Annotated in this window: 17 protein-coding genes; 5 read left to right on the forward strand and 12 right to left on the reverse strand. The window is 65.8% G+C overall.

What is annotated here, in order from left to right; translation table 11 throughout:
* The first annotated feature begins 138 nt into the window (after nt 1-138).
* Entirely contained in the window at nt 139-1,941 is a 1,803-nt protein-coding gene (locus tag BDW41_RS20355; RefSeq protein WP_233496967.1) for an alpha-L-fucosidase, read from the forward strand.
* Nucleotides 1,942-2,085: 144 nt separating this feature from the next.
* Here BDW41_RS20355 and BDW41_RS20360 read toward each other — a convergent pair whose 3' ends face one another.
* The 4 genes from BDW41_RS20360 to BDW41_RS20375 form a co-directional block, all read right to left on the reverse strand.
* Nucleotides 2,086-2,538: a VOC family protein gene (locus BDW41_RS20360; protein WP_083337800.1), complete on the reverse strand. Its 453-nt coding sequence runs from the start codon at nt 2,536-2,538 to the stop codon at nt 2,086-2,088.
* Between the two features lie 212 nt (nt 2,539-2,750).
* Nucleotides 2,751-3,815 (reverse strand): hypothetical protein, encoded by a 1,065-nt coding sequence (locus BDW41_RS20365; protein ID WP_233496969.1) that lies wholly within the window; start codon nt 3,813-3,815, stop codon nt 2,751-2,753.
* A 151-nt stretch (nt 3,816-3,966) separates the two neighbouring features.
* Entirely contained in the window at nt 3,967-5,322 is a 1,356-nt protein-coding gene (locus BDW41_RS20370; RefSeq protein WP_074551950.1) for a diguanylate cyclase, read from the reverse strand.
* Nucleotides 5,323-5,438: 116 nt separating this feature from the next.
* The gene (locus tag BDW41_RS20375; RefSeq protein WP_074551974.1) at nt 5,439-5,948 is read right to left on the reverse strand and encodes an Lrp/AsnC family transcriptional regulator; all 510 of its coding nucleotides are present in this window, start codon (nt 5,946-5,948) and stop codon (nt 5,439-5,441) included.
* A 108-nt stretch (nt 5,949-6,056) separates the two neighbouring features.
* On the opposite strand from BDW41_RS20375, the gene BDW41_RS20380 reads away from it, so the two are divergent.
* Nucleotides 6,057-6,977: an EamA family transporter gene (locus BDW41_RS20380; RefSeq protein WP_074551949.1), complete on the forward strand. Its 921-nt coding sequence runs from the start codon at nt 6,057-6,059 to the stop codon at nt 6,975-6,977.
* A 4-nt stretch (nt 6,978-6,981) separates the two neighbouring features.
* Nucleotides 6,982-7,278, forward strand: a complete 297-nt coding sequence (locus BDW41_RS20385) for a cupin domain-containing protein (RefSeq protein ID WP_074551948.1) — start codon at nt 6,982-6,984, stop codon at nt 7,276-7,278.
* A gap of 7 nt (nt 7,279-7,285) precedes the next feature.
* Here BDW41_RS20385 and BDW41_RS20390 read toward each other — a convergent pair whose 3' ends face one another.
* From BDW41_RS20390 to BDW41_RS20425, 8 genes are all read right to left on the reverse strand, one after another.
* Nucleotides 7,286-7,939, reverse strand: coding sequence for a Pr6Pr family membrane protein (locus tag BDW41_RS20390; RefSeq protein WP_074551947.1), 654 nt, complete (start codon nt 7,937-7,939; stop codon nt 7,286-7,288).
* Nucleotides 7,940-8,144: 205 nt separating this feature from the next.
* The gene (locus BDW41_RS20395) at nt 8,145-8,621 is read right to left on the reverse strand and encodes a DUF2269 domain-containing protein (RefSeq protein ID WP_074551946.1); all 477 of its coding nucleotides are present in this window, start codon (nt 8,619-8,621) and stop codon (nt 8,145-8,147) included.
* A complete protein-coding gene (locus BDW41_RS20400; RefSeq protein WP_074551945.1) occupies nt 8,618-9,913 on the reverse strand; it encodes an NAD-dependent epimerase/dehydratase family protein in 1,296 nt (431 codons plus the stop codon). Before BDW41_RS20400 ends, BDW41_RS20395 begins: the two co-directional genes overlap by 4 nt.
* A gap of 36 nt (nt 9,914-9,949) precedes the next feature.
* Nucleotides 9,950-10,702: a bifunctional demethylmenaquinone methyltransferase/2-methoxy-6-polyprenyl-1,4-benzoquinol methylase UbiE gene (gene ubiE / locus BDW41_RS20405; protein ID WP_074551944.1), complete on the reverse strand. Its 753-nt coding sequence runs from the start codon at nt 10,700-10,702 to the stop codon at nt 9,950-9,952.
* Between the two features lie 88 nt (nt 10,703-10,790).
* Nucleotides 10,791-12,152 carry an amidohydrolase family protein gene (locus BDW41_RS20410; protein WP_083337799.1) on the reverse strand — a complete coding sequence of 454 codons (1,362 nt, stop codon included), beginning with the start codon at nt 12,150-12,152 and terminating at the stop codon, nt 10,791-10,793.
* 268 nt (nt 12,153-12,420) lie between these two features.
* Nucleotides 12,421-15,054, reverse strand: coding sequence for a glycerol-3-phosphate 1-O-acyltransferase PlsB (plsB, locus tag BDW41_RS20415; RefSeq protein WP_074551972.1), 2,634 nt, complete (start codon nt 15,052-15,054; stop codon nt 12,421-12,423).
* Between the two features lie 150 nt (nt 15,055-15,204).
* Nucleotides 15,205-16,191 (reverse strand): hypothetical protein, encoded by a 987-nt coding sequence (locus BDW41_RS20420; protein WP_074551943.1) that lies wholly within the window; start codon nt 16,189-16,191, stop codon nt 15,205-15,207.
* 336 nt (nt 16,192-16,527) lie between these two features.
* Nucleotides 16,528-17,427 carry an HAD family acid phosphatase gene (locus tag BDW41_RS20425; protein WP_074551942.1) on the reverse strand — a complete coding sequence of 300 codons (900 nt, stop codon included), beginning with the start codon at nt 17,425-17,427 and terminating at the stop codon, nt 16,528-16,530.
* 171 nt (nt 17,428-17,598) lie between these two features.
* On the opposite strand from BDW41_RS20425, the gene BDW41_RS20430 reads away from it, so the two are divergent.
* Together BDW41_RS20430 and BDW41_RS20435 are read left to right on the forward strand one after the other, a co-directional pair.
* Complete coding sequence (locus tag BDW41_RS20430) at nt 17,599-18,627, forward strand: AI-2E family transporter (protein ID WP_074551941.1); 1,029 nt, start codon at nt 17,599-17,601, stop codon at nt 18,625-18,627.
* 396 nt (nt 18,628-19,023) lie between these two features.
* Nucleotides 19,024-21,846, forward strand: a complete 2,823-nt coding sequence (locus tag BDW41_RS20435; RefSeq protein ID WP_074551940.1) for a TonB-dependent receptor — start codon at nt 19,024-19,026, stop codon at nt 21,844-21,846.
* Nucleotides 21,847-21,855 lie beyond the last annotated feature (9 nt).

The raw sequence follows: 21,855 nt of genomic DNA on the forward strand, positions 1-21,855 counted from the left end.
GCCATTACGACATGGCCTTTTTTTGGACATCGAAGCTGGATCGATCCAAATACGTGTTTCGCGCACGTCGGCCAGCGTCCATGGGTTGCGGCAACGCGAGCGGAGCGAAGGGTGAACAGAGCTGACAGGAAGGCAGTCATGCGGTGTCTGCTGGCCGGCATGGCCATGGCGGTGTTGTCGCAAGGCGTGACGGCTGCGCCGGCAGCCTCTCCCATGGTCGATGGGACCACGCCGGTGCGGCGCCCGCTGGACGAACCGCAACCGCCACCCGGCCCCGGACCCAGCGCCGCGACGATCGATGCATGGCAGGACCGCAAGTTCGGCATGTTCATCCACTTTGGCTTGTATTCGCTCGCGGGTGGCATGTGGGACGGCCATCGCGTGGACAACGGCTACAGCGAGCAGATTCTCGCGAACGCGCCGATACCGCCCGCGCAATACGAAGCGCTGGCGGGCCGCTTCGATCCCGTGAACTTCGATGCCGACGCCATCGCCGCGCTCGCCAAGGCCGCGGGCATGAAGTTCATCGTGGTCACGGCCAAGCACCACGACGGCTTCAATCTTTTCCAGACGGCGCAGACGCCGTACAACACGGTGGACGGCACGCCGTATCACCAGGACATCGTCAAGCAGCTGGCGGATGCCTGCGCGCGGGCGGGCCTGAAGTTCGGCGTCTACTACTCCACGATCGACTGGCACCATCCGGGCGGCAACACGTATATCGAAGGCAACAGCAATCCGATCACGCCGGCGCAGGAGGCATTCAACGTTGCGCAGCTGAAGGAGCTGATGAGCCACTACGGCCCCATCTCGGAAATCTGGTTCGACATGGGCAAGCCCACGCCCGCGCAGAGCACGCACTTCGCGCAGACCGTGCACGCCCTGCAGCCGCAGACGATGATCTCCGGGCGCGTCTGGAACAGCCGCGGCGATTTCGCCGTGATGGGCGACAACAGCGAGCCCGAAGTGGGCATGGAACTGCCGTGGCAGGCGCCCGCGTCGATGTTCCCCGAGACCTGGGGCTATCGATCCTGGCAGCAGCGGAACGATCTGCCCGGCAAGATCCGCGAGAACATCACGCGACTGGTGCGCGTGGTTAGCCAGGGCGGCAACTACATCCTCAATATCGGGCCCGAAGGCGACGGCTCCGTGGTGCCGTATGAAGCGCAGGTGCTGCATGGCATCGGCGCGTGGCTGAAGCGCAACGGCGAGGCCATCTACAACACGCGCAAGCAGCCCTTCGACACGCTGGATTTTGGCTACGCGACGCTGGGATCGCACGCGATCTACCTGTTCGTGGCGAAGCCGCCCGCGGATCACCAGCTTCGCCTTCCCGGCCTCATCGACACCGAACTCGGCCGTGCTTATCGGCTCGGCGCGCCCGAAACCGCAGTGGACGTGCGCCACGACGACGGCGGCGCAAGCATCCCGCTGGATCGTTTCGCCCTGGAGCCATCGAATTCCGGCGACGCGAAAGCGGATTACTTCATGCCCGTCATCGTGCTGCCTTTCAAGGGCACGTTGCACGTGCGCTCGAAGGCCATCGCCGCCGCAAGCGACGGCCGCTTCCGTCTGCAGCCCGAACAAGCCTCGCACTATCTCAACTACAACGGCGAAGGCTATGAAGATCCCGCCACGCTCTACAAGCTGACGTGGAAAATCGATGCCCAGGCATCGGATTACACGTGCATCGTCAGCTACGCGCCGCTGCCGCAACGCACGCGCGTGGATCTATGGATCGACGGCAAGCGCTATCCGCTGGAACTGCCGGGCGCCGCATCGGGCACGAAGGAGATCGCCAGTCAGGCGATCCATGTGCAGCGAAATCGCGCGGCGCAGCCGTATGTGATGCAGGTGGAGATCACCCCGCCGTCGCCGTTCGAGCAGGGCAGCCGCTTGCCGGTAGCCATCCATGCCGTGGAGCTTCCACCAACGCGTTGACCGTAGCGACCGTAGCCGACGTAGCCCGGATGGAGCGCAGCGGAATCCGGGATCGCGCGGTGCATGGTGCCTAGGCGCGAAGACAACCGCAGGCTTCGCCCTCCCGGATTCCGCTCCGCTCCATCCGGGCTACGAAGGGCATTTCTAGCGCTTGGGTTCCCAGAGCTCGACCTTGTTGCCCTCGGGATCGAGGATCCACGCAAAGCGGCCGTTCGGATCCTTGTCATCGCGCTTGATCACCGTGACGTTCTTGGCCTTCAACCGCGCGAGCAGGGCGTCCATGTCGTCGACGGCGTAGTTGATCATCAGGCCGCTCTCCGAGGGTGCGAAGTATTTCGTCGTCGCGGGGAACGCGTTCCACGCCAGCACGGGCGGGTGCTTGGGCGCGTCGTAGTGCAGCGCCGCGCCGCCCCAGGCTTCCACCGGCAGGCCGAGCACGTCGCGATACCACGCGGCGAGCGCCTTGGGATCCTTGGCCTTGAAGAAGATGCCGCCGACGCCAGTGACGTGTCCCGGCGGTGGCGCGGAGTCGGCCGATGCCGTGCCGACCATGGAAAGCAGGCTCAGACCCAGCAAGAGTATCCATCGCCGCTCCATCGATATGCTCCCGGTTTGTGTGAGTGCCCCATGCTGGCTTCGTGTCCGCGCGGGGCGCTGGCGGACGCGACGACGGTTGGTTGCGCGAACGAGCGGTAAAAGCTGTGTGCAAGAAATTGCGGCAAATCGGTTTTTGCCGAGGGCTCGGCCTGGCAAGCCCGCAGGATATCCCACTCGCTCGACGCCCGGCATGCATCACGACGATGCCGTATTCAAGGCGCTCCGGCGCTCGACGCTGCCGCAGGCGGCTCGGCCGCGGCGCGCCTGGCGGTGTCCGCGGGACACCATGTCTTCAAGCGCTTGCCCGCGCGGTACAGGTCGATGCACTCGCGCATCTCGGCCTTGAAGGCCAGGTCGGGCGTATCCACCGGGCAACCGTAGGACAGCGGTTTGCCGGCCCGGTACTCGTCGATGCAGCTCGACAAGGGCGGCGTCGCGGGAGGATTCGGATTCCTGACCAGCGGCGCGGGCGGCAGGTTGAGCCGCTCGTCCTTGTTTTTCTCGGAAGGGGGCAGGGGTGGCGCGCCGCACAGCAGGTTGGTCGCGGTGCTTCGCTTGGCGGGATCGCAGGTACTCTTCACCACTTCGTTGATCACATCGCCGATATGGCGTCCCACCGCGCCGCCGGCTGTTTCGTTCGGCGGCGGGAAGTATTTCTCGAACCGCGTGGCCTTGTACTTCATGCGGTTGCTGTCGTGTTGCATGATCTGGCGATCGTCCGCAGGCTTGGCTTGATCGGTGCTCGCGCTTGCGGTCGCCGTGCTCGATGCGGTGGACGGCGGGATCCGGATGGAACCGTCTTTCGCGAACAGGCTGATCGAGGACGGCGTTGCCACGGTGGCCGCCGTGGCGGGAACCGCCTGGTGATCCTGCACCACCATCGCGTCGCGGCGAGGCGGCTCATGCGTGACCGGCGCGACGCGGGCGGCCGGCGCTTTCGGTGTCGGGGCGGATGGCGCGGGAAGCTCGGGCAGCGCCGGAGGCGGCGCGATGCGCGGTTCGCTGGAATGATCGATCAGGCGCACGATCAACGCCTGCTCCCTGTTCATTTCGACGATGCGCGGCGCCCGGGGTTGCATCTCGTACCACAGCGCCAGCGCGAACAGCGCGTGCAACACCACTACGATCAGCAGTGCCAGCGTCAGCGCCGGGCGGGTCAGCGGTGGTTGTCGCCAGCGCCGGCGGCCCAGGATTTCCTGTGTCTCGCTGTCGAGCCACGCCAGGCCGCGCGTGCGATCGCGGTCCTGCCGCTGCCGGGTCAATCCAGAACGCTGCATGTCACCCTTGACCCAAGCCCGTTGCCCCCACGAAACATGCGCATGCATGTCTGCGCGCGTTGCGACCAGCCTGAGTAGACCGGCTCTTTGCTTCAGGGTTCCCTTGATCCGGTGACGTTAGAACCTGCGAATGCACGTGCACTACTGCGCGCTAGATCTTGCCGTCCTGCGCATCCGCCACGTTCACGCGGTTGCCGCCGTCTTTCTTGACGCGGTACATCGCGGCGTCGGCCGCGCGCATCAGCTCGCGCGTGCTCTGCCCATGCAGTGGATAAGTGGCAACGCCCACACTGGTCGACGCGCGCAGCGTGCGGTCGGCCAGCCGGAAAGGCGCATGGATGGCCGCACGCAGCTTCTCCGCCACACTGATGCTGTCGGCAATCGATTGCAGCCGGCACAGCAGCACCACGAACTCGTCGCCGCCCATGCGGCCCACCACGTCGCCTTCGCGCAGGTGGCCGCGTATGCGCTGCGCGACTTCGCACAGCAGCAGGTCGCCGGTGTGGTGTCCGAAGCGGTCGTTCACCTGCTTGAACTTGTCCAGGTCGATATAGAGCAGGGCGAGGTTGCCGCCGAAGCGCGACACGTTCTCCAGCGCGGCTTCAAACTGCTGGTGGAACAGGTCGCGGTTGGCGAGGTCGGTGAGCGGGTCGTGGCGCGCGATGTGATGCAGCCGTTCTTCCGCCTGCTTGCGCTCGATGGCCGCCGCCACCTGGGTGGACACGAACTGCAGCAGTTCCTTGTCCGAATCGGTGTAGCGCGTGGCATCGGAATAGCTCTGCACTACCAAAGCGCCCACCGTGGCGCCCTGCGAACACAGCGGTACGCCCAGCCAGTGCCGCGCGTCGGTGCCGATGATGGGCAGCGATGGATCGGACGGTGCATTCGGTGTGACCAGCAAGGCCTGTCCGCTGCGAATCAATTGTGCGGTGAGCGTACCCGAGTCCAGGCTGAGGGAGGGCGGCGTGTGGTCGCGCTCGTCCACGAAGTAGGGAAAGCTCAGTTCCGCGTGCTGCGGGTCGTACAGCGCGACAAAGAAATTGTTGGCCGGCAGCAGTGTGCCGATGATGCGGTGGATCTCTTCATAGAGCGCCGGCAGGTTGTCCGCGGTGTGGGCGGCCTCGGAGATCGCGTGCAGCGCCGACGTCATGGACTCGGCGCGCTTGAGCGCGGTGATGTCGCGCGCCACGGCGATGCGCACGCGGTCCGCCTCCGACCAGCGCGCCGACCACATGATGTGCACGACGGCGCCGTCCTTGCGGATGTAGCGGTTCTGGAAGTGCGATTGCGGATGACCAGCCATGATGGCCGCGGCCACCTCCAGCGTGGCTTCGCGGTCGTCGGGATGCACCAGTTCGATCATGCGCCGGCCGATCACTTCCTCGGGCCGGTAGCCGAAGATGCGCTCGTACGAGGCGCTGACGAACACGTAGCGACCCTCCGCGTCGACGACGCAGATGGCGTCCCACAGGAGGTCCATGATCTTGCTGAGTGCGACAGGTTCCATGGGCGTCTGGACGGCTGAGTCTGCGGGTGCTGGTGGTTTCCAGCGTCAGCAAGATGTGTGCCGTCCTGTTGGCCGCTTCCCTCCGCGCCGCGATGGGCAGCGCGGAAGGACGGGAACTACTCCTCCAGCAGGGCGCGCGCCGTGTTCCACATGGTGCGGGTCAGCGGGCGGTTCTCGTGGGGCGTCTGCAGCACCACCAGGGTGGTCGTGCTGATGCTGGCGTGGATCTTCAGCAGGCGGTCCAGCACGGTTTCCAGGTGGGGAATGGACATGGCGACCACGCGCAGCAGGGCCGAGTCCTCGCCGGCCAGGCGGCGGCAATCCAGCACTTCGGGGATATCCGCGACCAGTGCGCCGACGCGGGCGCAGATGCCGCCGTCGCAGCGCAGGCGGATCATCGCGTCGATCTCGTAGCCCAGCTTGCGCGGGTTGAGCACGGCGCGGTAGCCGGCGATGACGCCGGCTTCTTCCAGCCGCCGCACGCGCTCGGCCACGGCCGGCGCGGAGAGCTTCACCTTGCGTCCCAGTTCGGCGTAGCCCAGGCGGGCGTCCTGTTGCAGGGCCTCCAGCAGCAGCCAGTCCGTGGCGTCCCAGATCGGTTTCGATTCAAAGGTGGCAGCGTTCATGGACATTTCGTTCGTTGGCGAAACATCGCCATCCTACGCTGATTCATCATTCAAGCGCACCGCGCCGAACCTTACGATGCGCAGCATTCCCCATCGGAAAACCGTCCCATGCAAACCCCGGAACGCCTGGACGGGCGTGCCCTTGCCTATATCGGCATCGCCCTGCTCACCTGGTCGTCGGCCTATGCCGCGATCGCCTATGCCCTGGCCTCGTTCACGCCGGGCGAAGTGGCGCTGGCGCGCCTGGCCATCGGCTCGCTGTGCTTTGCCGTGCTGCTGGCGGTCAAGCGCGTGCCGCTGCCGGCCCGGCGCGACTGGCCGGTGCTGACGCTGCTCGGCATCATCGGCCTCACCGTGTACCACTTGTGCCTCAATACGGCGGAAACCCGCGTGGCCAGCGGCACGGCGGCCATCCTGATCTCGCTGGTGCCGGCAACCACGGCGGCGCTGTCGGCCATCTGGCTGCGCGAGCGCCTGTCGCCGCGCACGCTGACCGGGCTGGGCGTGGCCCTGGTGGGCGTGGTCGTGGTGGTGCTCACCAGCGGCAAGGACGTGAAGGTGGAACCCATGGCCGCGATGGTGCTGGTCAGCGTGGTGGCATGCTCCATCTTCTTCGTGGGGCAGAAGCCGCTGTTCGCCCGAAACAGCATGCTGGGCGTCACCGGCTTCACCTTCTTCGCCGGCACGCTGGGCGCGCTGCCGTTTGGCCTTGGGTTACCGCAGGCGCTGGCGCACGCACCGTCTGCGCACATCGCCGCGCTGCTGTGGCTGGGCATTGCGCCTACCTTCATCGGCTACATCGCCTGGAACGCCGCGCTGCATCGTGCGCCTGCCTCGCAGGTGAGCAGCTTCATCTACTTCTCGCCGCCCATCGCCGTGCTGATCGGCTGGGTGTGGCTGGGCGAGCGCCCGACCTTGCTGACCCTGGTGGGCGGTGTGATCACCGTGGGCGGCGTGGTGCTGGCCAATGCGCGCCGGCGCGCTGCGGCGCCCGCATCCGTGGCGGCCACTCCTGCCAAACAGTGCTGAAGCCATGACGCCGATCCGTTTGCTGGATGCGGCCTCGCAGTTGCCGCAAGCCTGGTCCTCGCGCGTGTTCGCGCAGTTCGGCGGCGCGCGCCTGAAGCTGGTGCGCATGGACGAAACGGCCTATCCGGAAGAAGTGCACGACGATGACGAAGGCCTGCTCGTGCTCGATGGCGTGATGGTGCTGCGCATCCACGGCAGCACCGTGCGCGTGGGCGCGGGCGAGCTGTGCGTGATCCCTGCGGGCACGCCGCACAGCGTGGAGGCCGGCAGCCATGGCACGCTGCTGATCCTCGACACCTGAGGCCCGATCAGGCCGCTTCCACCACGGCATCGCTGCGACGTCGCGCCTGCCACCGGCCAAGCGCGACGAGCAGCAGTGCCACCACGACAAACGCCACCAGCACGGCGACGGCATCGATCAGCACTTGCAGGTAGCCCAGGGATTTCACGTCGAGAAACGGGTAGGGATACCAGCCATTCACGGCGCCGCGCAGCAGCACGTAGGCGAAGTAGCCCGCCGGATAGCTTTGCCAGGCGATCACCTGCGACCAGCGCAGGCTGCCCTTGGGCACCGCCAGCCACCAGTACAGCAGATAGAGCGGCGGCATGATGTCGTGCACGATCATGTCGGCCACCAGCATCCAGCCCGACGGGTTCCACAACTGGCGCAGCATCAGGTTGTAGACGGCGCTGACGATCACGATGCTCATCGCCGCCGCCGTCTGCACGCCCGGTCGCTGCAGGAACCGCGGCAGCGCGCTGCGCGTATCGAACGACGCGGCGGTCAGCACGCCGGCGACCAGCCCGTTGGTGAGGATGGTGAAGTAGCCCAGGTACACCCATACGCCTTGCCACGCCGTATCGCCGCGATCCAGCGAGAGGCGAACGGAAAACCACAGCTGCAGCGCCAGCCCGAACGCGCCAAGCAGGGCGGCGAAGGCGGCAAGAGGGCGATGGCGCATGCTCACGATGGGGTGGCTCGCGTGGGGTGAATTCGCACTATGCCACTGGGTGGCGATGGGTGCTGTATCGCAAGAAGTTGTTGGGGTGCGTCGTGGTGGTGGGCTGAAGTGCTCCAGGTTTCCTCACCGTCATCCCAGCTTTCGCTGGGATGACGGTGAGGTGAGACACGGGCGAGGAACGGTGAAGCGCTTAGACCAAGCCGCTTCAACCCCACAGCGCCGGCTTCGCCACCATCATCCAGAAGATGCCCATCACGGCCAGAAACGCCGGCCAGCCCAGCGCAAACCACCAGCGCATCCACACCGCGCAACACGCCGGCAACGGCTGGCCGGTGCGCACGGCGAGCGCGGCCGCATTGCGCACGCGCATCTGCAGCACCACCACCGGTATCCAGCAAAGGCCCGTCAGCGCATACAGCACCATCGCCGCGACCAGCCAAGGGCTGTTCCACGGAAAACCCATCAGGTGCACCAGTGCGATGCCGGTGATGGGCTGCACGATCACCGCTGGCGTGGTGAAGCACCAGTCCGCGCGCACGGTGAGCCGCGACGCTGCCGCAATGGCCTGCACGTTGCCGGTGCGCCAGGTGAACCACATGAAGAACGCCGTGCCCAGGCCCGTGCCGAACAGCAGCGTGGACGACAGGATGTGCACCAGTTTCAGCAGCACATAGGCCGTCATCGCTTTTCCTCCGTGAGCAGCAGAGCGGCGATGGCCGCCATCAGCGGCACGTTCTTCAGCAGGCCGCCCAGCGGATCGAGCCAGTGCGCTGGCCACATCGCGCCAATGCCGACGGTGTAGCCCAGCAGCATCAGCAGCATGCCGCCCAGCACGAGCCGCGGCCGCCAGCGCAGCAGGCACAGCGCGCCGAGCAGCAGATCGAGCGTGGCGGTGGCCCGCGCAAGCACCAGCGAGGCTTCTGCGGACAACGGTCCGCCCTGCGCGGAGGCGGCGACGGCATCGGCCGAAAGCGTCCAGCCGACCACGCCCGACGCCAGCCACAACAGGGCCAGCGTCACGCGCAGCAGCGGCAGCGCGAGGTAGAGGCGCGCGTGCCAGCGGTCCTGTACATGGCTGGGCGCTTCGGCCAGGGCGCGCTCCAGCGTGCGAGGCGACAGGTTGAGCCGTTCGCGCATGGTTGTCAGTGCGCCGGCGTCACCGAGATTGCCGTGCTCCAGCATGCGCTGCATGGTTTCGCCGAGCGGGCCTTGTCCAAGGCGCTCGCCGATGCGGCAGGCGATGCGCACCAGCGACGTCGGCACGATCCACAGCCGCGCCGCGCGCAGACCGAGCCAGCGGCGCCAGTGCTGCAGGTATTCCGCCAGCCCCATCGCCTTTGGGCCGACCAGTTGCAGGATCTCCGCGCCGTCAGCGCGCCGTGATAGTGCGGCCACCACCGCCAGCGCGACGTCCTCCGCCGCGATGGGTTGCACGCAAGGCGTCACGGCGGCGCGCGGCACGGCGATGACGCCGGGCATGGCCGCCATGGCGCGCAACAGCGAGGTGCCGCCATACGAACCGCGCGCGCTGTAGACCAACGAAGGGCGCAGGATCGTGGCGTTCAAGGGCATGGACGCGAGCAACGCGTCGCCGCGATGCTTGCTGGCGATGAACTCGCCATCGTCGGCGTGCCCCAGGGCGGAGATCTGCACGACATGACGCATGCCCGCGCGCACGCAGGCTTCATACAAGGCTTGCGGGGCGCGCACGTGGACCGTGTCGAAACGGTCGCTGCCGTGTTCGCGCAGGATGCCGGCGCAGTTCACCACCACATCGATGCCTTCCAACCGCGGCAGCCACGTTTCCGGCGCCACGTCGCGCGACATGTCGCAGGCCACGGCGCGCAAACCGGGAAAACGCGAATCCACGCGCGCGCCGCGTACCGCGCACACCACCTCGTGGCCGGCGGCGGAGAGTGCAGCGACGATATGCGAACCGATGAAGCCGTAAGCCCCGGTGACCAGAACGCGCATGAGATGGCCTCTTCCAATGAGGACCGCGGGTGAACGCTAGAACTTGTACGCGCGGTGGATGGCGACGATGCCGTTGCTGAGATTGCGCACGTCCACGCGGCCGAAGCCCGCGCGTTCCATCATGCCCTTCAGCGTCTGCTGGTCCGGATGCTTGCGGATCGATTCCGCAAGGTACTGGTAGCTGTCGGCGTCACCGGCAAAGAGCTGGCCGAGCTTGGGCAGCACCTTGAACGAATGGAAATCGTAGAGCTTGCTGAAGAGGTCGCTCTGCACGCGCGAGAACTCCAGCACCAGCGCGCGGCCGCCCGGCTTGAGCACGCGGCAGATGTCCGCCAGCGCCTTGTCCTTGTCGGTGACGTTGCGCAGGCCGAAGGCCATGGTCACCGCGTCGAAGCTGTTGTCCGGGAACGGCAGGCATTCGGCATTGAGCTGCGCCCAGCGCAGGCCCGAGACCAGGCCGCGATCGGTCAGGCGGTCACGCCCCACGCCGAGCATCGCGGCATTGATGTCGCCCACCACCACCTCGCCCTCGCCGCCGACCACCGGCTTGAGCAGCGCGGCGATGTCGCCCGTGCCGCCGGCCAGGTCGAGCACGCGATCACCCCGGCGCACGCCGCTGATCGCCACGAAATGGCGCTTCCACAGGCGATGGATGCCGAACGACATCAGGTCGTTCATCAGGTCGTAGTTGCGCGCGACGGAGGTGAACACCTGGCCGACGAGCTTCTGCTTGTCGGCGACGGGCACGTCGCGGAAACCGAAATGGGTGGTCTGGGGTTGGTCGCTCATGGGCTAATGGTAACGGATTGGGGGCATGGGATTCCTGGTGGGCGGCTGTTTCTCCTCGTGCCCCTCCAGCGGAAGGACCGGCGGCGCGTCACATCGCCGGCCTGCCACTCTCCTTGTAGATCGTCCCTTCCTTCATCACGAACTCCACCTTCTGCATCACGGTGATGTCGTCCAGCGGATTGCCCGGCACCGCGATCACGTCCGCGACGCGGCCCACCGCGATCTGCCCCAGCTGGTCCTGCTTGTGCAGCAGTTCGGCGGCGTGGGTGGTGGCGGCCTGCAGCACGAACATCGGCGGCATGCCGGCCTGCACCATGTATTCGAACTCCTTGGCGTTCTGGCCGTGCGGGTAGACGGCGGCGTCGGTGCCGAAGGCGATCTTCACGCCGGCCTTGTACGCCTTGCCGGCGGTGGCCTGGATGATGGGGCCGACCTGCATCGCCTTGGCGGCGACCTGGGGCGGGTAGTAGCCGGGTTTGGCGGCCATTTCCTGCACGTATTTGCCGGCGATGATGGTGGGCACGTACCAGGTGCCGTGTTCCTTCATCAGCTTCATGTCCTCGTCGTTCATGAAGGTGCCATGTTCGATGGAGTCGACGCCGCCGAGCACGGCGCGGCGGATCGCTTCGGCGCCGTGCGCGTGCGCGGCCACGGTGAAGCCGTAGTCGTGGGCGGCGCTCACGATGGCCTTGATCTCCTCGATGGTCATCTGCGCGTTGTCGGCGCTGCTGCTTTCATCGAGCACGCCGCCGGATGGCATGATCTTGATGACGTCTACGCCGTCCTTGTAGTGCTGGCGGATGGCTTTGTAGGCGTCGTCGACGTTGTTGATGATGCCGTCCTTCGGGCCGGGGTCGCCGGCGAGGTCGGAACGATAGCCGTCGGTGGGGTCGGCATGGCCGCCGGTGGTGCCGATGGCCTTGCCGGCAGTGAAGATGCGCGGGCCGGGCACGATGCCGGCATTGATCGCGTTGCGCAACGCGATGGATTCGTTGGCCTGGTCGCCCACATTGCGCACGGTGGTGAAGCCGGCGAGCAGGGTGCGCCTGGCGTAGACGGTGGAGCGAATGGCGTAGTCGGCGACATTCCAGCGGAACTGGTCGGTGTAGCCGGTGGGGCTGGTTTCGCCGGTGAGGTGGGTGTGCGAATCGATCAGGCCGGGCAGGCAGGTGGCGTCGGCCATGATGGCGACGTGGACGTTCGCGCCGGTCGCCGCGGCCGCATCCTGCGAGGGCTTGGGGTCCGCGCCGGGCCTGATCTCCTTGATGCGCTTGCCTTCGATGACCAGCGTCGTCGGACCCAGCATCTTTCCTGCCGCCGCATCGAGCATGCGCGCGCATTGCAGCACGGTAATGGTCTGTGCGGGCTGCGCGGTCTGGGCCGGTTCGGCGGCGAGGGCGGCGGGCAGCGCAAGGGCTGCGGCGATGGCGAAGGCAACGCGCTTGGTCATGATGAGGCTCCCCGGATGGAGCGGCCATCATAGGGTCAGTGGGGCCGGGTGGGCCCATGACGAACTGCCTATGGAGGGAAGGCCCACAACACGGGCTTCCATATGCCGTGCGCGGCAAAAGAGCCGTCATCCCGGCGCAGGCCGGGATCCAGTAGCCGTATCGCCAGGTTTTCGCCAAAGCGCGGACCGCTGGATGCTCTGCGAAAACCGAATCGCATCGCTACTGGATCCCGGCCTGCGCCGGGATGACGAGCGTAGAAGCGGGAGACTAACGCTTATCGTGCGGCTCGCCGGCCTCTTCCTCCACCACCGTCGCCTCCACCAGCGCATGCTCATGATGCTCGGCCGCCACATGGCGTTCGTGCAGCGCCTCGCTGGTGGCGTCAGTGGGCAGCGGCTTTTCCGCCGGCGCTTCCTTCTCGCCATCGCCACCAGGGGTGATCTTGAGGATGGAGTGGCGCACTTCGCGGGCCAGGATCACGCGCGCGTCGCGCACCATGTCTTCCAGGCCCTTGTCGTAGTCGAGCTTGCCGGCGTCGTCGGTCCACACGATGCGGTTTTCGCGCAGCTTCTGGATGAAGCCGCGGAACAGCGCCTTGTCGAAGAACTCCGGTGCGGACAGTTCGTTGAGCAGGCTCAGGCGCTGCGCGGTGAGCGTGCAGGCGTTTTCCAGTTCCGCTGAAGTGAGCGTGTGCGGGCCGTTCTTCACCAAGGCGGCGATGGTGATGTAGTAGCGCTCGAAGGCCTGGATCAGGCTGCGCGCGATGATCTTGAGCTGGAAGGCCGCATCGTCCTGGCCGGGGCCGCGCTCCAGCACGCGGCCTTCGCCGGTGGCTTCCAGCAGACCGCGGCGCACGAAGAAGTCGATGGTCGCCTGCAACTGCTGGCAGAAGCCATCGGCATCCCACGGCAGGAACAGTTCGCCCTGGATGAACGGGTAGATGATGCGGCCCAGGCGCAGCACCGAGGCGCGCGACATGCGGCGGTTGTTGAGGAAGCATGAGGCCACCCACGCCGCCGTGGCGGTGAGGTGCAGCACGTTGTTGCGGAAGTAGCTGAGCAGCACCGCCTGCTCGTCCTCGGTGACCAGCACGTCGCCCAGCGGATGGCGCACGCGGCGGATCCAGCCCATCTGCTCGCCGTAGGCGATGATGCCGGCCGGGTCCATCGAGGTCATGGTCATGCGGTCGGAGTAGGGCAGCTCTTCCAGCAGCGCCTTCATCAGTTCCAGCTGCGAGAGCAGGTCGTTCTCCGCCATCGCGTGCTTGGGCGTGGCGAGCAGGGCCAGCGCGAGCAGGTTGATGGGGTTCACATCCGCGGCGCGGTTGATGTTGATCTGGATCTTATCGGCCAGCTGATCCACCACGCGGCCCAGCCATTCGGGCTTGGCCTCCGGATCGTCGATGGCGGCGCGCCAGTCGGCGCTGGCGGCATCGAGCAGCGGGTTGAGCTCGATCGGCTCGCCGAAGTTCAGCGCCACGTGGCCGTAGCGCTGGCGCAGCACCTTCAGGCCGCGCAGCAGGCCGAGCAGCGATTCCTTCTCCTTGGGCTTGCCGGAGAGTTCGCCGATGTAGCTCTTGCCTTCCATCAGCTTCTCGTAGCCGATGTACACCGGCTGGAACAGCACCGGGCGGCGCGGCGCGCGCAGGAAGGCGCGCACCGTCATGGCCAGCATGCCGGCGCGCGGCGCCAGCAGGCGGCCCGTGCGCGAGCGGCCGCCTTCGATGAAGTATTCCATCGGTACGCCGCGGTCGATCAGCTGCGCCACGTACTCGTTGAATACCACCGAATACAGCGCATTGCCCTTGAAGCTGCGGCGCAGGAAGAACGCGCCGCCGCGGCGCAGGATGGGGCCGATCACCGGCAGGTTGAGGTTCACGCCGGCGGCGATGTGCGGCACCACCACGCCGGACATGTGCAGCTGGTAGGACAGCAGCAGGTAGTCGGCATGGCTGCGATGGCAGGGCACGTACACCACTTCGTGGCCGGGCGCGGCGGCGCGTGCCTTCTCGAAGTGGTGCATGGCGATGCCGTCGTACAGCTTGTTCCAGAAGTTGGAGAGCAGGAACGACGCCGAACGCACCACCGGGTGCGAGTAGTCGGCGGCGATCTCCATCATCATGTCGTGCGCGCGGCGCCACGCCTTGGCCTGGCTGATGTTTTCCTTGGTGGCGGTCGCGGCAATGGCGGCGCGCACCGGTTCGGCGTTCAACACCGAGTCGACCACGGTGCGGCGGTGCGACAGGTCGGGACCGATCACGGCCGCGCGGATGCGGCGGAAATGCGTGCGCAGCACGCGCCCTATCTTGCGGGTGAGGCGTTCCGGGCGCAGGTCGCCCGACTCGTTGACCACCGTGCGCAACGAAACCGGCGCGGAGAAATGCACCACCGTGTCGCGACCGTTGAGCAGCAGGGCCAGCATGCGGCGGAAGCGGCCGACCACCACCCAGTTTTCCGAGAACAGCACGCTGAACCAGCCCGATTCGCGGGTGGGCGCGCGGCCGACGTAGATGGACACGGGCACGATCTGCACGTCGCGTTCCGGGTCGCCTTCCATCAGGCGGACCAGCTGGCCCAGCGCGTCGGTGGGCGAACGCTTGCGGCTGCTTCCGAGGATCAGGCTGTCGCGGCGGGCCAGGGCCACCACCGAGCGCTTGCGGCGCGTTCCCGCCAGCGGTTGCAGGGGCGTGGGCAGGCCGGCTTCGCGGCAGGCGCGTTCCAGAATCAGGCCGTCGGTGAGGCCGTCGCGCTCGATCACGTAGCACACCGGCACGCCCGGCTCGAGCAGCGTGGCGGGTTCGGCGGGATCGCGGCGGATGCGCACCCAGGGTTCGAGCAACTGCCCGGCCAGGTTGAACCACCAGGGCGCGCGGCTACGGGCGGAGGTGTCCGTGGTCGACATATTCAGCATTTACTGATTGTAACTGGTGGGCCGGGTTTATCCGGTTTTTGCGGGTTGCAAGTGTTTCCCCCTGCGACCCGGCCAGAGTGCCCGCGCATCGCTCCGGCCTTTTACCGGAGCGATCGTAAACAAGGTGTTCTGCCGCCCGGCTCAGTGCTTGCCGGCGGGCGCCGGCGTCATCGCCTGGATGGCGGCGGCGGTGGCGGCCGGCGCGGGCACGCTGCCCGCGGGTGCCGGCGGTGCGAGCAGGCGCTCGTGGGCCTCGCGCACGTTCTGCAGCATGTCCTGGCTGTACCAGCGGCCGCCCTGTTCGATCAGGTCCGACTCGGTGGAAAGCGGCTGGCCGAGCAGGGTGTAGTCGATGCGCACGTGGGCATGGCCGTTGCGGTTGTCCACCGTGGTGATCTTCACCGAGTCCAGCGTCTCGTCGATCGACAGGCCATAGATGGCCAGCGCCTGTTTGATGCCGAGGAAGCCGATGCTGTACTTCTGCATGGCCGTGTCGAAGTCCATGGCCTTCAGCTGCTCCGGCGTCTTCAGGTCGAGCTTGCGCGCGGTGGCCACGGCCACGCCGATGGCCTGCTTGGCGCGGGCCTGGTCGAACCATGGCACTTTCTGCGCCCACGGCGCGAGCACGTTGATCACCGCCGTGGCCTGCTGCTTCTGCACGTTGGTGAGTTCCTTGCTCTGCGACACGCCGGTGGCGGCAATGGCCTGGAAGATGCCGATCATCACCGGCACCTGGTCCTGGTACTGCGCCTGCAACTGCGCCAGCTTGGGCCGGGCCAGGGCGTAGAGCTTGGTTTCCGCGTCCGGTTCGGTGAGCTGCTGCATGTTCTTGACGAAGTCGGCGCGCTCTTCGGGCGTCAGCGGATGTTCGTCAGGACGCGGGCGGGTCCAGTCGGCGCGCAGCGTGTCGTAGTCCGCCGGCGGCAGGGCATGCTTCCAGAAGCCGGCGAAGTCGCCCACCTTGATCAGCGCCAGCGACTGCTGGACCGACTGCTCCGGCGTGTCGCCGCCCACCACCACGGGCGGCGGCCCGGGCTTGTGCGTGGTCATGAACAACGCGGTGGCCGTGGCCAGCGCCAGCAGGGCAATAAACGCACCAACGGCGTAGAAGACGGATGAGCGACGCATGGGGTCTCGTTGTCGAATGGCCCGGCGGCCTGCGCGGGGCGGTCGGCGGAGCGTAAGGGCCGCGGCTCCAGGTGAACAAGAGCCGGAACCCGGGATTGAGAGGCGGCTCAAGTACTCCTTAGAGCCTGTTCATGGGCAGGGAGCGGGAGCGCCAAAAGAAAACCCCGCGGGCGTTGGGCCTCGCGGGGTAATCCGGCAGAGCCGGAAGGGAAATGGCCTTGCCTGCGGAATTATCAAGGTCAGCAGGTGTTGGCGGGGAGGATCTTACTTCCCCGTTAAACTTAAAGCAATACGTTAGCTTGTGCTGCGTAAGTCTTTGTTTTTATTGAATCGCAATTAGTTGAAACGCAGCGACTGGATCTTCTGGCGGCGGCGCTCGTCGCGCGGGGCCGTCCAGTCATTATTAAACAATGCCGGCTCCCATGCGCCATAGGTCGGGTTGGGCAGCACGAACCAGCGGGTGCCGATCCAGTCCATATAGGGCTTCATGGCCTTCTGGCGACCCTCGGCGTTGTTGGCGAGTACGGTGACAAAATCGCCGATCTGGTCGCCAAACTGCATCAACACGCGGTATTTGTGGCTGATCAGCTGCCGGCGGCAGCCCTTCTCCGTGCCGATCTGCTCGCAGTCCTCGACAAACGTGCCCAGGCCGAGGAAGGCATCCGGGCCCGACACCGGCAGGCCTTCCTTGCGCAGGTTGGCCAGCGTGGCCTGATCCAGATCCTTGGCGCGGTTGGAGATGTAGATCACCGCGATGCCGTGCTCGGCGGCGAACTGGGTAAAGGCCACCACGCCGGGCAAGGCGCGGGCGCGCTGCTCGTTGCACCAGGCGGCCCAGTCGGCTTCGTTGTACTCGCCGCCGCTCTTCACCAGGCGGGCCTGGTAGGGCGAGTTGTCCAGCACGGTTTCGTCGATGTCGAGCACCACGGCCGGCTTGAGGCCCTTGGCCGGGGCGACGCGGTCGTCCTTGGGCAGGGCGTCCCACTGCTTGTCGGCCAGCGCCGCCAGCAGGCGCGACTGGGCGTCGCGATAGGTCTGCAGGTAGATCAGGTCGTGCTCGATCGCCGTCTGGCTCCAGGCCACCGCATTGAGGTTGTCGTCGGCGGGCGTGGTGGCGACGGGGACCGTAATTGGCGCCGAGGAGGCGGCCGGTGCGGCGGGCTTGGTGGGCGAGCCGCTGGTGCAACCGGCAAGCAGGATCAAGGCGGCAAGCGCCGCCGGCAGACGTACGGACATGGTGGATTCCCGGATAAACAAAGCGCGCAGAATCGAACAAGTTTACGACAGAGGCATGTCCATGCCCTTGGCGTAGGCGCTCGACGTCGCCAAGTGTAGGAAAGAAGCCGGGGCTGGCAGCGCTCAGGCGCTGCTGACAGACTCCGCCCATCCCCCGTCGCACGAAATTGCATGGAACCCGCCCCGATCGCTCCCGCGCCGTCACCCGCCATCCGCATCGCGAGCTACGTGCTGGCGGCCATCGCCCTCGTCCTGGTGCTGGGGCTGCGCCTGCTGCCGGCGCTGTTTGCGGGCCTGCTGGTCTACGAACTGGTGCAGTCCACCGCGCCCCTGCTGGGCAAGCGCGTACCCAGCGATCGCGCCCGCGTGCTGGTGGTGGCCCTGCTGGGCACCATCGTGGTCGGCTTGCTAGTGTTGTTGATCCTCGGCGCGGTGAGCTTCCTGCGCAACGAAATCGGCAACCCGGAATTGCTCTGGCAACAGCAGCTGATGCCGCTGGTGGAAAAGGCGCGCGAGCAATTGCCAGCCACGGTCGTCGGCTGGCTGCCCGACAGCGTGGACGATCTGCGCGTGATGGCGATGGAACTGACCCGCAAGCATTCCGTGAGCCTGCAGACCATCGGCAAGGAAGCGGCGCGCGTGTTCGTGCACATCCTGATCGGCATGGTGCTGGGCGCCATCGTGGCGCTCAGCCGCACGCGGCCCGCGCACCAGGTCGGCCCACTCGCCGCGGCGCTCGGCCTGCGCGCGCAGCGCCTGGCGGAGGCGTTCCACAACATCGTGTTCGCGCAGATCAAGATCTCCCTGCTCAACACCGCATTCACCGCCATCTTCCTGCTCGGCGTGCTGCCGTTGATGGACATCCATGTGCCGCTGGCGAAAACGCTGGTGGTAGTCACCTTCATCGCCGGGCTGCTGCCTGTCATCGGCAACCTCATCTCCAACACCGCCATCACCATCGCGGGACTTTCCATTTCCCTCGGCGTCGGCGTCGCTGCGCTCGGCTTCCTCATCCTCATCCACAAGCTCGAGTACTTCCTCAACGCACGCATCGTCGGCGGCCAGATCCGCGCCCGCGCATGGGAACTGCTGGTGGCGATGCTGCTGATGGAAGCCGCCTTCGGACTCGCCGGCCTCATCGCCGCGCCGATCTACTACGCCTATCTGAAGAGCGAGCTGGAGGCGGAGCGGTTGATCTGATCTGCCGACGATCCGATCACGCGGCCTTGCCTAGCTGACAAGAGAGAGAAGCCCTGCCATTCCGTGGCAGGGCTTCTTGCTTTTGGCGCGCAGAAGGAGGCGCCGGAGCCTCTTGAGATGCAATTGTAGGAAAAGCCCTACATGCTTCCTGTCACATTTTCTCGCGAATTTTGCGGAAAATCATGCACTTGCGATATCGCAAAAACAAACGGTTGAGTAAAAATTTTGTTCCGTGCTACACCTGATCTTGCGGCCAATTCAGCTAGCCGTAACTCAATGGGGTGCCGCTGTCGTAAGGATTTTTCTACGACGGAACCGTGTCGGGAGGGAGCCGCCACGTGTTCTGAAGTGCGGCAGCAACGATCGGGACATCATTGCTTTACTTGGGGAGACAACATGTTGAAGTCTAAGCTCACGGTTGCCGTGCTGGCAGCCATGGCGTTGGCCTATTCGCACGCTTATGCGGCCACCGCAACGCCCGACCCGCAAGATACGTCGAGTTCGCAGGACACCGCGCAGAGCGACAAGGCCAAGAAGCTCGAGGCCGTGACCGTCACCGGTTCGCTCATTCCGCAATCGCAGATCGAAACGTCGGCGCCGGTCACCACGATCACCGCCGAAGACATGAAGGTGCGCGGCTTCAACTCCGTCGCCGAAGCGTTGCAGCAATCCTCGTTCGCCACCGGTAGCGTGCAGGGCGCCAGTACATCCGCGAGCTTCACCCAGGGTGCGCAGACGCTCAGCATATTCGGCCTGCCAGTGGGCTTCGTGAAGTACCTCATCGACGGTCGCCCGTTGGGCAACTTCCCGGCGCTGTACAACGGCAGCGATTCGTTCAACAACCTCAGCGGCATCCCGATGGACATGGTCGATCATATCGACATCCTGCCAGGTGGCCAGTCGTCGCTGTACGGTTCGGACGCCATCGCCGGCGTGATCAACATCGTGCTCAAGAAGAAGATCGATGCGCCGACCATCGATGCCCGTTACGGCTGGTATTCCGGTGGCGGCGGCGCCGATCGCCGCATCAGCTTCGCCGACAGCTGGAACGTGGGCAAACTCAATATTCTCGCCGGCGGACAGTTCGAGAGTTCGCAGCCGATCTGGGCCTTCGATCGCGACCTGACCAAGCAGTACTTCACCAAGGGCACCAGCGCCGCCACGGCCTCGCGCGACTTCCTGGTGTACAGCCCGTTCTCCGGTCACTACTACTTTGAAGATCCGGACAACTGCTCCAACACCACCAGCCTGTTCCACGGCACGGAAGGCCTGCAGCATCGCAGCGGCGGACGCACCTATTGCGGCACGTTCTATTCGCCGGGCTACCGCACGCTGAAGAACGACGCCAAGACGGCCAACGTCTATACGCACGCCACGTTCGACGTGAACGAGAACCTGCAGCTGTACGGTGATTTCCTCTACAACTACCAGGAGCAGAAGTTCACCTCGGGTGCGCAGTACACCTGGTGGGGCAGCAGCGACTTCGGCAACGCCTTCTACGATCCGAATCTCGACGACTTCGTGTCGCTGCAGCGCGCATTCGCGCCGGAGGAAGTGGGCGGCTTCCACAACATCATGGACAAGCAGACGGAGAACTCCTACATGCTGACCCTGGGTGCCAAGGGCACCTTCGGCCAGTCCAACTGGGATTACGACCTCGGCTTCACCCACTCGGACGACAAATTGGAAGTGCGCAACTTCGACCGCTTCGCCGGCGCGATGGACGCCTACTTCCAGAAGAACGTGCTGGGTCCGCAGCAGGGCCTGGACCCGTACTACAACAGTTATCCGGTCTTTTCGCCGAACTACGCGAATTTCTACAAGACCATTTCGCCGGCCGATTTCAAGGCCATGACCGGCTACACCACGACCAATGCGAAGACCTGGGACAACATGATCCGCGGCCAGGTCACCAACAGTTCGCTGTTCGTGCTGCCGGGTGGCGACGCCGGTATCGCGGTGGTGGCCGAAGGCGGCAACCAGGGTTGGTCCTACGTTCCCGACCAGCGCCTGCTCGATGGCGACATCTGGGGTCGTTCGGACGTGCAGGGCGGTGGCCACCGCTCGCGCTACGCGCTCACCACCGAGTTGCGCCTGCCGCTGCTCAACCAGCTGACGCTGGACGCCGCGGGCCGTTACGACAGCTACAGCGTCGATGGCCACGACGTGAGCCATGGCACCTACAACCTGGGCCTGGAATACCGGCCGTTCGAATCCTTGCTGCTGCGCGGCCGCTATGGCACGGCATTCAAGGTGCCCACGCTGTCGGACGAGTTCCAGGGCGAGAGCGGCTACTACGCCTTCGTTCCCGACTATCTCAACTGCGCCCGGCTGGGCCATTCGCCCGCGGACATTGCCAACTGCCCGGCGCCGTACGACAACACCCAGTACCACGGCGAGCAGTCGGGCAATACGGCGTTGAAGCCGATCACTGCCAACGTGTGGAGCTACGGCTTCGTGTGGTCGCCAGTCGCACGCATGTCCTTCAGCGTGGACTACTACCACTACAACATCACCAATGAGGTGGCGATCGAAGACGCCGACAAGCTCTCGCAGGCGGAATACCTGTGCGATATCGGCACGCTCGACAAGAACTCTCCCACGTGCGCGAATGCGTTCGCCAAGATCACCCGCAACATCTCGACCAATCCGGCGCTGCTGGGCCAGATCCAGTCGATCCTGACGCCGAAGGTGAACGTGGCGAGCGAGCGCGACAATGCGCTCGTTGCCGAGTTCAGCTACGGCTGGAGCATGGGCAGCCTGGGCAACATGTCTTTCGACACCTCCTACAGCGACGTGCTCAAGCACCAGATCCAGCAGTACCCGGGCGACCCGCTGATCGACGTGCTGCGCCATCCGTACTACAGCACCGACTTCAAGACCAAGGTCAACGGCTCGCTGACGTGGACGCCGAACGACCAGTGGAGCGGCACGGTGTATTTCAACCGTTACGGTTCGACGCCGAACTACCTGGCGACCGTGGCCGACAACTATACGGTGGCAGGCACCGGCAGGCTGGCTCCGTGGATCATCTACAACGCCAGCGTGACCTACAACCCGATCAAGAACCTGGGTCTGTCGTTCCTGGTCAACAACGTGTTCAACAAGATGCCGCCGGAAGATCACAGCTACCCGGGCACCACGGCATCGGCGTACAACGACACGAACTACAACGTGTACGGCCGCGCGTACTACGTCGAAGCGAACTACAAGTTCTAAGCCGCTTCC

The organism is Dyella sp. AtDHG13, from assembly GCF_003201105.1.
Classification (GTDB): Bacteria; Pseudomonadota; Gammaproteobacteria; order Xanthomonadales; family Rhodanobacteraceae; genus Dyella; species Dyella jiangningensis_B.

Coding starts and splice junctions, on each gene's coding strand:
- BDW41_RS20355 (WP_233496967.1), top strand. CDS start 139: ATGCGGTGTCTGCTGGCCGGCATGGCCATGGCGGTGTTGTCGCAAGGC.
- BDW41_RS20360 (WP_083337800.1), bottom strand. CDS start 2,538: ATGGAGCGGCGATGGATACTCTTGCTGGGTCTGAGCCTGCTTTCCATG.
- BDW41_RS20365 (WP_233496969.1), bottom strand. CDS start 3,815: ATGCAGCGTTCTGGATTGACCCGGCAGCGGCAGGACCGCGATCGCACG.
- BDW41_RS20370 (WP_074551950.1), bottom strand. CDS start 5,322: ATGGAACCTGTCGCACTCAGCAAGATCATGGACCTCCTGTGGGACGCC.
- BDW41_RS20375 (WP_074551974.1), bottom strand. CDS start 5,948: ATGAACGCTGCCACCTTTGAATCGAAACCGATCTGGGACGCCACGGAC.
- BDW41_RS20380 (WP_074551949.1), top strand. CDS start 6,057: ATGCAAACCCCGGAACGCCTGGACGGGCGTGCCCTTGCCTATATCGGC.
- BDW41_RS20385 (WP_074551948.1), top strand. CDS start 6,982: ATGACGCCGATCCGTTTGCTGGATGCGGCCTCGCAGTTGCCGCAAGCC.
- BDW41_RS20390 (WP_074551947.1), bottom strand. CDS start 7,939: ATGCGCCATCGCCCTCTTGCCGCCTTCGCCGCCCTGCTTGGCGCGTTC.
- BDW41_RS20395 (WP_074551946.1), bottom strand. CDS start 8,621: ATGACGGCCTATGTGCTGCTGAAACTGGTGCACATCCTGTCGTCCACG.
- BDW41_RS20400 (WP_074551945.1), bottom strand. CDS start 9,913: ATGCGCGTTCTGGTCACCGGGGCTTACGGCTTCATCGGTTCGCATATC.
- ubiE (WP_074551944.1), bottom strand. CDS start 10,702: ATGAGCGACCAACCCCAGACCACCCATTTCGGTTTCCGCGACGTGCCC.
- BDW41_RS20410 (WP_083337799.1), bottom strand. CDS start 12,152: ATGACCAAGCGCGTTGCCTTCGCCATCGCCGCAGCCCTTGCGCTGCCC.
- plsB (WP_074551972.1), bottom strand. CDS start 15,054: ATGTCGACCACGGACACCTCCGCCCGTAGCCGCGCGCCCTGGTGGTTC.
- BDW41_RS20420 (WP_074551943.1), bottom strand. CDS start 16,191: ATGCGTCGCTCATCCGTCTTCTACGCCGTTGGTGCGTTTATTGCCCTG.
- BDW41_RS20425 (WP_074551942.1), bottom strand. CDS start 17,427: ATGTCCGTACGTCTGCCGGCGGCGCTTGCCGCCTTGATCCTGCTTGCC.
- BDW41_RS20430 (WP_074551941.1), top strand. CDS start 17,599: ATGGAACCCGCCCCGATCGCTCCCGCGCCGTCACCCGCCATCCGCATC.
- BDW41_RS20435 (WP_074551940.1), top strand. CDS start 19,024: ATGTTGAAGTCTAAGCTCACGGTTGCCGTGCTGGCAGCCATGGCGTTG.